The organism is Flavobacterium sp. TMP13 (genome assembly GCF_050847115.1).
Taxonomy (GTDB): Bacteria; Bacteroidota; Bacteroidia; order Flavobacteriales; family Flavobacteriaceae; genus Flavobacterium.
In genome coordinates this window covers 773,069-785,662 of the sequence record NZ_CP193656.1, presented here as the reverse complement: position 1 = coordinate 785,662, position 12,594 = coordinate 773,069, and the positions used below count along the sequence as shown (strand labels likewise).

Sequence of the window (12,594 nt, the reverse complement as noted above, 5' to 3'; positions counted from 1 at the left end):
AGATTGAATTCTAATATATAGTTATATTTTGCTTAATCGTACGTATCGAATGTATCCTTTGCCTTCTGATTTTGCGGCAATACCTTCTGTGGTTAACGGAATTTCTACATCAGTAACATGGTACTTTTGATCTTCAACCGCAGTTTCAAATCGCAATTTATAGCCACTATTAATTTTAGAATTTTCAATTTCAATAGTAGCAATACTTCGATCACCTCCTGTAACAGAAGCGCCAGTCGTAGCGCTAATATTGGTTGGCTTTTTAGAATAAAATTTGTTCCATTCTTTTAAACTATTGTACCACTTTTTATCGTCTCCCATTACATAAAGTGTTTTTACGTAAGCACCTTTGTCGCTGACCAAAGAAACGACTACATAAGCGCCTTCTCCCATATAATTAGACATTTGTAACATGCACTTGTATTTGCTACTTTGTGCCGAAGACTGAAATGAAGCTAGAAAAAAGAAGATGCTTAAAAAAGCTATTTTAAGGATTGATTTCATTTTATAATTTTAAAAATTCTACAGATACGTTTTGTTTGCTGAGCGTTTCGTTTTCTTTGGCTAACGCATAAGCCGTTTCGTTAAACTCGGAGGTAATTTCTTTTTTTGCACCATGAGCAACTAAATATTTTAAAAGAGTATCATCACTAGAAACCATGGCTGCTTTGTGCAACGCGGTCATTCCGTCTTGATTTTTTGCATTAATATCGATTTTCAAATCTGCTAATTTTTCAAGTAAATTCAGATCGTTTTTTAAAACCGCAACATGATACAAAGTGCTGCCGTCTTTTTGAATAGAGGCAAGATTTAATCCGTTGTTTTGTAGCAATTGCTTTTTTGCTGTAAAAGGATCTTCCGCAGGCGTTTTTTCTTTACCATTTTGAGGCTTGTACGACTGAATTAAATAAAAACCAAGATTGTTTCCGTCCTTATCAAGTACTTTTACATCTGCTTTCTTACTGAGTAAAACGGCAACTGCTTCAGGAGTTCCCGATTGAACAGCCACTGTCAAAGCCGATTCTCCTTTTGTGTTTTTTAAATTAATATTTTTTACTGTAGGGAGTAGTAACTCCAAAGCTTCAGTATCTGTTGCTCTTGCAGCATTTAGTAAAGACGTATTGCCTTCTTTATCTGCTTTATTACTATCAACGCCTTTACTTAAAAAGTAATTGATGATGTCACTTTGTTTTGGTTTTCTAACGATAGCATGTAAAACTGTTTGTCCTTCAGCTGAAACTGTAGTTGGTTTTAGTTTTAAATCTTCAACTAAGTAGCGATATACTCCAATTGTATTGGCCTCACGACGAGAACCTTCAGCAGCAATGAGTAGTGCATTGTCGGTATATTTAACGCCTTTTTGAATCAATGTTTTTAAAAGTGCGATATTACCTGACCTTGCTGCGTAATCAAATGCGGTATTTCCTCGATTATCGACATCTTTCAATGCCATTCCTTTAGAAATAAAATAGTTGGTTAGTGCTAAATCTTTATCTCCTGCTATTGCGATAAGCAGCAGGTTAGCGCCATTTTTATACTTTGTCTTCGGATTAATTCCTGCTTTAAAAAATGCATCGTAAACCGCTGTGTTGTTTTGACTAGCATTTGCTGCGAATGTAATTGGAGTCGTACCGTGGCTGTCTTCCAAGTTAATGTCAGCACCTTTCGCAATTAAATAATTAACAATTTCGCTGTTGCCTTTGTATGCCGCCCAATGCAAATAGTTGCGATTGTCATGTGTCGATTTGGTTACTGGATTTCCCGCTTGCTCTAACAAAAGTTTGATTGTTTCAGTAGGTGCCTCATTATTAATTGCTAGAACTACAGGGTCAAAAGAGCGATCGTTTAATTCTGAAGGATTATTTCCTTTGGTTATTTCCGCTTCAACAGCGATTGCGTTTGGAGTTGTTTTCCAAAAATTTTGATCTAAGAGACTGTTTTTTTGCTGAGCATTGACAAAAAGAGTAGCTGCGAAGGCAAAAGAAAGAATAACTTTATTTTTCATGATTCCGAGTTATGGTGGTTTCTATTTATTTTGAATTATTTCTATTTAGAATAAATAAGAATAATGCAAATATAAAAATATATAAGAGTTAACCAACTCACGGTTTGCAATTTTTGAACAAAAAAAGCAGGACAATTTTATAGAAAAGCGCCTAAAAATCTATAAGATAAAGAATAGTAGTTAGTTGCTAGCGCGGTCGATCGATTACGGAAGACTCGTTTTAGACTTTTAGTAGTAGGAAAATAGTAGAAGATTAGCTGAGATAAAGCATGTAGCTTTGAAATTAAATTAGAAAATAGAAATTTCTGTAAGGATGATTTCTTTTAAAGACATTTAATAAAAGCAAAAAGTCGGAGTTTTTAGTTCCGACTTACTACTTCTTATTTATTTACCTACTTAATTTGCTACTTTAACTTTAGCTTGCTTATAGTGCTCTTTTATAAGTTGAGCCCATTTTTCGATAGATTGTAATTCGCCCGAAGGTTGCACTGTTTTGTTTGAGTCGTAAAATTCTAGTTCATGATCTAGAGTGCTTGCCGAAGCTGGCGCAAACGTCAAAGCAAGGCGTTCAATAACAGTATAATTATTCTTTTTGTCACCAATAGTTCGTTCGTTCTTAACTAGGGTAAACGTGTGAAAGTCGTTTAGGTTGATGACTTTAGAATTTTCTTCTTTACCTATTTTTTGTATAAAGAAGACTGACTTTTTTTCATTGTCGATTCCTATTATAAAATTGGTACCAATCTCATAGTCATGAATGGTTGATTGCTGATCATTTGCCAATCGTGTCAATTGCTGAATGGTTTCTTTGGTTCTTTTTTTTCTGTTATTGCTTAATATGATAAAAGGTAAAACACTAATTATTATTAAAACAATTCCGATTATAGCACTATTTAAATCCATGATATTTTTTTTAAAATTTAGATATACAAAAGAGGACTTCGCCAAAAGCAAAGCCAAAATAAATTACAGCGCAATTGCTGTTTACTTAAAAATTAAAAGAAATTACCAATGGGAATGAAACGGAAAAATAATATTCGTTTTTCGATGTCGAATTAAGAAATGCTTCGAAAAATTAAGATACTGAGATAGCTTACGTTGCAAAACTGATTCTGGAATTTTATCGAAAGAAACTCCTAAGTGCAGTGGAATTTTTATCTTGAAAAAAGCCAAATTACTTATACCGTAGTTTGAATTTTGAGAAGCATGGATAAAGCAAATGATACTCTTAGAGAAAGTTGGCGCAACATTTTCTTCCGCTTTTCTTGAATAGTCATTTTGAACTTCCTTCTCCAATGATTTTGTAGCCACGAATACAACAGATCCAAAAAGAGCTGTGATATATAAAATTCCGAAAAACCGTAGCACATTTTTCATAGCGCAAAAGTACTCATTAATAATCAATTTAAAATTTGAGGTAAAGTAGGGGCTGATTTATTAGGATTTAGCATGTACTAGCTTGCACGCCAGATCGGAACGTAGATCTAAGTGTGTTAAATGAAAGTTTTATAAATAAGGTTCAACCTTAATGGCTTGAATTAATTTTCATAAATAAATGTTAAACGCTTTATAAAAAAAATTACATTTGAAAAATAAAACCTACAAATGAAAGTTACCTCTTTTTCACTGCTGTTTTTTTTACTAATTAACTTCGTTACTGCCCAAAAGATCGATTATAGTAGCGCAACTATTGCTGATAACCTCAAAGAAAATGCGAATGCGGTCGTGCGCTTGAACCAAATTGATATCATTATTGCTTCGCAGCGCAGCATGACGATTAAAACCCAAAGAGCAATAACTGTTTTTAATGAAAAAGGGAAAAGCGCTATTGATGCTGTAGAGCGGTATAACAAAAACTCCTCTATTAAGAATATAGAAGCTATTGTTTATGATGCTTCGGGATCAGAAATTAAAAAGATAAAAAGAAAAGATTTTAAAGATGAAAGTGCTGTTGCTCAAGGAACACTAGTATCCGACAGTAGATATCTTTATCTAGAATACACACCAATTTCTTATCCATACACCATCGTTTACAACAGTGAACTGGAAACTTCGACTACAGCATTTATTCCAAGATGGATGCCTGTGTCTAATTTTAATACTAGTGTCGAAAAATCTTCGATGAGCGTTACCTATCCAAATGCGCTAGGATTTGAGAAAAAAGAATTTAATTTTTCGAATCATGCCATTGAAAAAACCACAGATACAGATACCCAACTTTCGTATGTTGCCTCAGCGATTTTAGCGCAAAAACCAGAAGATTACAGTCCTTCTTATGACCATATTTTTCCGCGCGTTATGATGCGTGTAGAATATTTTAATTTGGAAGGAGTAGACGGAAATGCTAAGAATTGGCAAGAGTACGGCAAATGGTTTTCGGATAAAATATTATCTGGGACTACAGCGTTGCCAGAAGAAACAAAATCTAAAATTAAATTGCTGGTTGGTACTGAAAAAAACCCCATACAGAAAGCAAAAATTATTTACAATTTTGTTCAAAAAAAATGCAGATACATAAGTGTTCAAGTAGGTATTGGTGGTTTTAAACCCATGCTAGCCGCCGATGTTGATCGCTTGGGGTATGGCGATTGCAAAGCATTGTCTAATTACACACGAGCGCTATTAAATGTGGTAGATGTTCCTTCGTATTACACAGAACTATATGGAGATAAAGATAAAATTGATATGGATCCAGATTTCTTTTCAATTCAAGGAAATCATGTGATACTCTGCATTCCAAATAAAGAAAAATATATTTTCTTAGAATGTACAAGTCAAGATGATCCTTTTGGATATCAGGCGAACTTTACTGACGATCGAAATGTAGTTATAATTAAACCAGAAGGTGGTGAAATTGTTAGAACTAAAATATATGAAGACGAGGGTAATGTGAAAAGTACTATAGGAAATTATACAATCGCTGAAAATGGAAATTTTACAGGTTCGCTTACGATGGTTTCTGAAGGCTCACAATATGATACTAAAGTAAAGGTGTCTAATTTACAACCAGTAGAAAAAGAGAGATACTACAAGCACTATTGGGGCACTATTAATAATTTAAAATTAGCACCCATAACAGTTACAAACGATAAAGAAAATGTTCGTTTTACTGAAAATGTACAATTGAGTGCAGCAAATTACGGGACGATTTCGGGTACTAAAATGATGTTTGTAATTAACGCGTTTAACCAGAGCGTCGATAACGTAAAACGCATTAGAAATAGAAAAAATCCATTTCAAATTCAGCGTGGTTTTATGCATACAGACGAAATCGAAATAAATCTTCCAACTGGATTTACAGTTGAATTTTCACCTCCCAATTTTGAATTAAAAAATAAATTTGGAGAGTATAAAACGGAAATCATCAAAACCGATACTACTAAATTAATCTTTAAACGCTCCATTTTTATCCAAAAAGGATATTATTCGAACGTAGAATATGATGAATATCGAATTTTTATGGAACAAGTTTCCAAAAATGATAATGCCAAAATTATATTAACCAAGATCTAATCCCATGAAATGTATTAAAATTATTTGTCTGCTATTTTTAGTGCTATCGGTTTCAAAAACTACCGCACAAGAATTTAAACTAGGTAAAGTATCGGTTGCAGAACTGCAAGAAAGAGCACATCCAAAAGACACTAGTGCTGTGGCTGCTATTTTATTTAAAAAAGGAAAATCTAGAATTGAATACATACAAAACGATGGCTTTGTAATGGTGACGGAAGTGGAAACTCGAATAAAAATTTACAAAAAGGAAGGGTACGAATGGGCTACTCAAAAAGTTTATTACTACAACAACAGCAATCTTTCTGAAAAGGTACGATTTGAGGACGCCGTAACTTATAATTTAGTTAACGGGAGCGTTGAAAAAACCAAACTAAATAGCGAAGGGATTTTTGATGAAAATTTTAATAAAGTTAGAGCAATTAAAAAAATCACGATGCCAAACGTGAAAGAAGGTTCAGTTATCGAATACAAGTACAGCATTAGAACGCCAACAGATCGCTTAATTAGGGATTGGAGTTTTCAAGAAAGTATTCCTGTAAATTATTCGGAGTTTGTAACTTATATTCCAGAGTATTATGTTTTTAACTCAAGACAGAAAGGCTATATTTCTCCAAAAGTAAGCACGCAACTTAATCGAAAAACAATTACGATCGTCAGTAAAGAACGATCTGAATCAAAAAACACACAAACTAGTTTTTCTTCTGACAAAATAGATTACAGTGAAACCCAAACTACCTACGTTGCACAACATTTTCCAGCAATGAAGGAAGAATCTTTTGTAAATAATATAGATAATTACACCTCTAGTGTAGCGCATGAATTGGCTGTTACTAATTTTCCAAATCAGTTGCCCAAATCATATTCAACGAATTGGAACGCAGTTGTAAAAACAATTTACGAATATGATGATTTTGGACCCGAGCTAAATAAAACAGGCTACTTTGAGGCTGATTTAAAAGAAATATTGAACGGTAAAAATACCGAGAATGAAAAGATACTAGCGATTTTAAATCATGTAAAATCAAATGTCAAATGGAACGAATATTTTGGCTATGCTTGTGATAACGGAGTGAAAAAGGCTTACAAAGAAAAATCAGGAAATATTGCAGATATCAACCTAATGATGACTGCGATGTTGCGCTCAGCTGGACTCACTGCTAATCCAGTTTTAGTGAGCACACGAGCTAACGGAATTGCGTTGTTTCCCAATCGTAATGCGTACAATTACGTAATTGCTGCTGTTGAGACAGCCAATGGCAACGTTTTACTAGATGCTTCGGATCAGTTCTCAACTCCAAATATTTTGCCTTTTCGAGCGTTAAATTGGCAAGGCAGATTAATTAGAAAAGATGGTAGTTCTGATGAGGTAAATTTAATGCCAGTAAAGCCTTCGATGGATAATGTTTTTTTGAGTTACACAGTCGATGCGGAAGGTAAAGTACTAGGGAAAAGTAGAAGGCAATATACGGACTACAATGCAATGATCACTAGAGCCAATTTTAACGGTTTAAAAGAAGACGATTATTTAGAAAAATTAGAAAACCAAAATGGTAAAATCGAAATAAGTGAGTATGCTCGAACCAACGTTAATGAATTAATGTCGCCAGTAGTCGAGAGCTATTCTTTTGTTGGAAATAATTTAAGCGAAGTAATTGGTGGTAAAATATATCTGAGTCCGATGTTGTTTTTTGCCAATGACAAGAATCCGTTTAATCAAGAAGTAAGACAATATCCGGTTGATTTTGGTTTTCCATTTACAGATAAGTATAGTATTGCGATTACCATTCCAGAGGGTTTTACGGTCGAGAGCTTGCCTACTCCCGCACTGATTTCTATGGAAAACAATGTAGGGATTTTTAAATTTGATATTGCAGTCAAAGGAAATCTACTACAGCTGTCGATTTTAAAGCAAATTAATGAGCCAATCGTCCCTGCAGAAGGTTATGAAATGCTGAAGGAATATTATACGACACTGGTAGCCAAGGAAAGCGAGAAAATTGTTTTAAAAAGAATTTAGCCGAATTCAAAGAATAGCGTTATTTTTGTTCAAAATCAGTATTTATGAACTTACAAAACGCACAATTAGACGTTGATACTTGGATTAAAGAGCACGGTGTTCGTTATTTTAATGAACTAACCAATATGGCACAACTGACAGAAGAAGTGGGCGAAGTAGCACGTATAATTGCGCGTCGTTATGGCGAACAATCGGAGAAAGAAAGCGATAAAAACAAAGATTTAGGTGAAGAATTGGCCGATGTTGTTTTTGTAGTTTTGTGTTTAGCCAATCAAACCGGTATCGATTTGCAAGCTGCTTTTGACAAAAAACTAGATTTCAAGTCAATTCGTGACAAAGACCGTCATAAGAATAACGAAAAGTTACAATAATGTTATAACTCCAAAGGAACCTTTGGAGTTTTCTTTTTTTAAGATAAATTTGCTCAAAGCAAAAAAACTAGCCGAAATGAATTTATTAGTACAAACCAGCCAAACCAATTTAGAAGGAAAAATTGCCGTTACTGGTTCTAAAAGCGAAACCAATCGTTTGTTGTTATTGCAAGCTTTATTTCCAAACATAACTCTTTCAAATACTTCCAATTCTGATGATAGCGAAGTAATGCAAAAAGCATTAGTTGGCCATGATGCGATTGTAGACATTCACCATGCAGGAACTGCAATGCGGTTTCTTACGGCTTATTTTGCAGTAAGCGAAGGACGTGAAGTAATCATGACAGGATCGCCACGCATGCAAGAACGTCCGATAAAAATTTTGGTCGACACGCTCAGACAGTTGGGAGTAGAAATCACGTACGAAAAAGAAGAAGGTTATCCGCCCATAAAAATTAAAGGAAAAAAAGTGACAGAATCTAAGGTTAATTTGGCGGCAAATGTAAGCAGCCAGTACATTTCTGCTCTACTCTTGGTAGCTTCTAAATTAGAAAATGGTTTAGAGTTGACTTTAGAAGGCGAAATTACTTCGGTTCCTTACATCAAAATGACATTGGCTTTGTTAAACGATTTAGAAATACAGACCAGTTTTGAAGGCAACATAATTAAAGTATATCCAAAAGCAGCCGTAGTTGCTAAAGAAATGGTAGTCGAATCCGATTGGAGTTCAGCTTCTTATTTTTTCAGTTTAGTAGCGCTTGCTGATACTGCCAAAATCACGATCAGCAGTTACAAAAAAAATAGCTTGCAAGGTGATTCTGATTTAGTAAATATTTACAAAGAAATCGGAGTAAATGCTACCTTCGAAAACAACAATTTAATGCTCGAAAAACAAACCAATTATCTGCCTAAAGCGGTTTCTTTCGATTTAAATAATACACCAGACATTGCCCAAACGATTGTAGTTACTTGCTTTGGCTTAGGAATTTCTTGCCATTTGACAGGATTACATACTTTAAAAATTAAAGAAACCGATCGTCTAGAAGCGCTGCAGGTAGAGTTAACTAAATTAGGTGCTACAATTTCAGTGACCAATGACAGCTTGAAGTTAGAACCATCAACAACGATTCATAAGAACGTACATATTGCCACCTACAACGATCACCGTATGGCAATGGCATTTGCACCTTTAGCTTTAAAAGTGCCTATTATTATAGATAATGCCGAGGTAGTTTCCAAATCGTATCCTGATTTTTGGGAAGATTTCAAAGCCTTGCAATTTCAAGTTTCAGAAGTATAACGCGTAGTAAATAAATAGTTACTAAAGGGGTAAAATCATTTTTTTTAACGCTTTTTTTAATATTTTTTTTCAATTATTTGACTTTTAAGTGTTTCCAAATGCAATAACCTCTAGCTTCAGTTAGAGGTTTTTTTATCTATTTTAGCAACTTTCTACCAAATTAACAGCTAATAATTTTTATAAATCGTTTGTAACTATCATTAAATCAGATGTTTTTGAAAATAAAGGTCAAAACACTTGACAACGCCTATCTCACAGTCGTATATTTGCAGTCTAAATAATAAGACTGCATGAAATTATCTCATTTTCAATTTGATTTACCAAAAGAACTTCTTGCTGAATTTCCTGCGGAAAACAGAGACGAATCTCGTCTAATGGTTATCGACCGTAAAAAACAGACAATCGAGCACAAAATGTTTAAAGATGTTATCGATTATTTTGATGACGGAGACGTTTTGATCTTGAATAATACCAAAGTTTTTCCTGCTCGTTTGTACGGAAATAAAGAAAAAACAGGAGCAAGAATCGAAGTATTTTTGCTAAGAGAATTAAATGCAGAACAACGTCTTTGGGATGTTTTGGTAGATCCAGCACGTAAAATCAGAATCGGAAACAAATTGTATTTCGGTGATGACGATGCATTAGTGGCTGAAGTAATTGACAATACCACTTCTCGCGGAAGAACCCTTCGTTTTCTGTACGATGGTTCGTACGAAGAATTCAGAAATAAATTAACAGAACTGGGAGAAACACCAATTCCAAAATACATTAGCCGTGAGGTAACTCCAGAGGATGCGGAACGTTACCAAACGATTTATGCTAAAGAAGAAGGAGCTGTAGCTGCGCCAACTGCGGGATTACACTTCTCTAAACACCTTTTGAAACGTTTAGAAATTAAAGGAATTGATTTTGCTGAAGTTACACTTCACGTAGGATTAGGAACTTTTAATCCAGTTGAGGTAGAAGATTTATCAAAACATAAAATGGATTCAGAAGAATTAATTATTGAGCAAAAAGCGTGTGATATCGTGAACAATGCCAAAATTAAGAAAAAACGTATTTGTGCTGTAGGTACTACTTCTATGCGTGCCATCGAAAGTGCTGTTTCGTCGCAAGGAACACTTAATACATTCGAAGGATGGACGAACAAATTTGTTTTTCCACCACACGATTTCAGTATTGCAAATTGCATGATTACGAACTTTCATACTCCAAAATCGACTTTATTAATGATGGTTTCTGCGTTCTGTGGACACGATTTAATGAAAAAAGCGTATGAAGAAGCAATTAAAGAAGAATACAAATTCTATTCTTACGGAGATGCGATGTTAATCATCTAAGACATACCATTCAATAGTTTAAAAAAGCTCGTCAATCTTGATGGGCTTTTTTTATGACGTATTGCGGGCTGTCCGCTCCACGTTTTGTTATCAAAAGCGTTCTGCTTCTATCCCTAACGCATTTACAATTCCCAACAACATTTTGTTAAATTCAAGGTCTTTTATTCAAAAGATGTTATTTTTACAAAACAAAATAAGAAACAATGACTTTTCAAAACAACCTTAAATTTGCTCAAAAACTCGATAAAAAAGATGTTTTAAACAAATACAAATCCGAATTTATCTTCCCAAAAATAAACGACAAACGGGTTATTTATTTTACTGGAAATTCGTTGGGCTTACAGCCCAAAAGAACCAAAGCGTATGTAGATGAAGTCATGAACGATTGGGCAAACTTAGCGGTAGAAGGTCATTTTTATGCTGAAAAACCGTGGTGGGATTACCAAGAGCGTTTTGCAAAACCGCTTAGTAAAATTGTCGGTGCATTGCCGTCAGAAGTTACGGTAATGAATACGCTAACGGTCAATTTGCATTTACTAATGGTTTCTTTTTACCAACCCAAAGGCAAACGGTATAAAATTATTTGTGAAGAAAAAGCATTTCCTTCCGATCAATACATGTTTCAAAGTCAAGTCCATTTTCACGGCTACAAATCCGAGGATACGATTGTAGAAATAAAACGTCGAGAAGGAGAACATAACATTCGTACCGAAGATGTTGTCGCTAAAATAAAAGAAGTTGGCGACGAGTTGGCTTTAGTTTTAATTGGCGGAGTGAACTATTATACCGGACAAGTTTTTGACATGAAAACCATTACTGCTGCGGGGCATGAAGCCGGTGCAAAAGTAGGTTGGGACTTGGCGCATGCCGCTGGAAACATTAAATTAGAACTCCACGATTGGAACGTTGATTTTGCCGCGTGGTGCAGTTATAAGTACATGAATTCGGGACCTGGAAATGCTTCGGGTTGTTTTGTACATGAAAAGCATCACAATAGTAACTTGCCACGTTTTGCCGGTTGGTGGGGACACAATAAAGAACGCCGTTTTAAAATGGAGCCCACTTTTGATCCCGTTCAAGGAGCCGAAGGATGGCAAATTAGTAATTTACCTGTGCTCTCTTTAGCGCCGTATTTAGCTTCTGTCGAAATGTTTGACGAAATAGGAATGGATCTTTTAATTGAAAAGAGAACTAGAATCACCGCTTACCTAGAATTTATTTTAAACGAAATAGACAAAGAAGTAGATAGCACTTTCGAAATAATTACACCATCGAATCCTGATGAACGAGGATGTCAATTATCTGTTTTATTGCACGGAGAAGGCCGCGACTTATTTGGTTACTTGATGAAGAGTGGTGTAATTGTAGATTGGCGTGAGCCTAATGTGATTAGACTAGCACCAGTTCCATTGTATTGCTCTTACGAAGACATGTATCATTTTGGACAGACTCTTAAAAAAGGGATTTTAACGAAATTAGAATCGTGATCGATGTAAAATATAAATGTAATTATGTAACAATTTTTTTTAAAAAAGGAACGATATTTGCTAATACTAATTTAAAAAATAATACCATGAAAATCTTATACACATTAGCGATAGCTATTACTTTGTTCTCTTGTCAAAATCAAGAAAAAGCAGATATGCAATTGGCGAAACAAGCTACAATTGATTCAATGAAAGTGGAGATGCAAAAGCAGAAAGTAATCGATTCTATGCAAATTGAAATTGCAAAAGCGAAAGAAGCAAAACAAATCGAAAGGATTGAAACGCATACCTACACTAATACTTCCGAAAATGCTTCGACACAAGCACAACCTGTAGCGAAAAAGAAAGGTTGGAGCAATGCGGCTAAGGGAGCGGTAATTGGTGCTGGAGTTGGTGCTGCGACTGGAGCAATCACGAGTAAGAAAAAAGGACAAGGCGCAATTATTGGTGGTGTAGTAGGAGCTGGTGTTGGTGCTGGTACTGGAGCTATAATTGACGATTCTAAAAAGAATAAAAATTAGAAAGACTTAAATACAAACATAAAAAAAGGCTGAAATCATT

11 protein-coding genes are annotated in these 12,594 nt (G+C 34.8%); 7 read left to right on the top strand and 4 right to left on the bottom strand.

The annotated features are described in order from the left end of the window. Nucleotides 1-21: 21 nt before the first annotated feature. From ACRASX_RS03435 to ACRASX_RS03420, 4 genes are all read right to left on the bottom strand, one after another. Nucleotides 22-504: a DUF2271 domain-containing protein gene (locus ACRASX_RS03435; protein ID WP_432222420.1), complete on the bottom strand. Its 483-nt coding sequence runs from the start codon at nucleotides 502-504 to the stop codon at nucleotides 22-24. 1 nt (nucleotide 505) lies between these two features. Next, nucleotides 506-2,005: an ankyrin repeat domain-containing protein gene (locus tag ACRASX_RS03430; RefSeq protein ID WP_432222419.1), complete on the bottom strand. Its 1,500-nt coding sequence runs from the start codon at nucleotides 2,003-2,005 to the stop codon at nucleotides 506-508. A 396-nt stretch (nucleotides 2,006-2,401) separates the two neighbouring features. Next, entirely contained in the window at nucleotides 2,402-2,908 is a 507-nt protein-coding gene (locus ACRASX_RS03425; protein ID WP_432222418.1) for a hypothetical protein, read from the bottom strand. 102 nt (nucleotides 2,909-3,010) lie between these two features. Beyond that, nucleotides 3,011-3,382 (bottom strand): hypothetical protein, encoded by a 372-nt coding sequence (locus ACRASX_RS03420; protein WP_432222417.1) that lies wholly within the window; start codon nucleotides 3,380-3,382, stop codon nucleotides 3,011-3,013. 228 nt (nucleotides 3,383-3,610) lie between these two features. Here ACRASX_RS03420 and ACRASX_RS03415 point away from each other — a divergent pair, with 228 nt between their 5' ends. The 7 genes from ACRASX_RS03415 to ACRASX_RS03385 all read left to right on the top strand — a co-directional run bounded on the left by ACRASX_RS03415 (nucleotide 3,611) and on the right by ACRASX_RS03385 (nucleotide 12,554). Continuing rightward, nucleotides 3,611-5,518 (top strand): DUF3857 domain-containing protein, encoded by a 1,908-nt coding sequence (locus ACRASX_RS03415; RefSeq protein WP_432222416.1) that lies wholly within the window; start codon nucleotides 3,611-3,613, stop codon nucleotides 5,516-5,518. 4 nt (nucleotides 5,519-5,522) lie between these two features. After that, a complete protein-coding gene (locus ACRASX_RS03410) occupies nucleotides 5,523-7,535 on the top strand; it encodes a transglutaminase domain-containing protein (RefSeq protein WP_432222415.1) in 2,013 nt (670 codons plus the stop codon). Nucleotides 7,536-7,579: 44 nt separating this feature from the next. Continuing rightward, nucleotides 7,580-7,906: a nucleotide pyrophosphohydrolase gene (locus ACRASX_RS03405; protein ID WP_066311237.1), complete on the top strand. Its 327-nt coding sequence runs from the start codon at nucleotides 7,580-7,582 to the stop codon at nucleotides 7,904-7,906. 76 nt (nucleotides 7,907-7,982) lie between these two features. Then, nucleotides 7,983-9,206 carry a 3-phosphoshikimate 1-carboxyvinyltransferase gene (gene aroA, locus ACRASX_RS03400; protein ID WP_432222414.1) on the top strand — a complete coding sequence of 408 codons (1,224 nt, stop codon included), beginning with the start codon at nucleotides 7,983-7,985 and terminating at the stop codon, nucleotides 9,204-9,206. Nucleotides 9,207-9,496: 290 nt separating this feature from the next. Next, complete coding sequence (gene queA / locus ACRASX_RS03395) at nucleotides 9,497-10,546, top strand: tRNA preQ1(34) S-adenosylmethionine ribosyltransferase-isomerase QueA (RefSeq protein ID WP_066311235.1); 1,050 nt, start codon at nucleotides 9,497-9,499, stop codon at nucleotides 10,544-10,546. Between the two features lie 203 nt (nucleotides 10,547-10,749). Next, nucleotides 10,750-12,033, top strand: coding sequence for a kynureninase (gene kynU, locus ACRASX_RS03390; protein ID WP_432222413.1), 1,284 nt, complete (start codon nucleotides 10,750-10,752; stop codon nucleotides 12,031-12,033). An 86-nt stretch (nucleotides 12,034-12,119) separates the two neighbouring features. Beyond that, nucleotides 12,120-12,554: a YMGG-like glycine zipper-containing protein gene (locus tag ACRASX_RS03385; protein ID WP_066313400.1), complete on the top strand. Its 435-nt coding sequence runs from the start codon at nucleotides 12,120-12,122 to the stop codon at nucleotides 12,552-12,554. Nucleotides 12,555-12,594 lie beyond the last annotated feature (40 nt).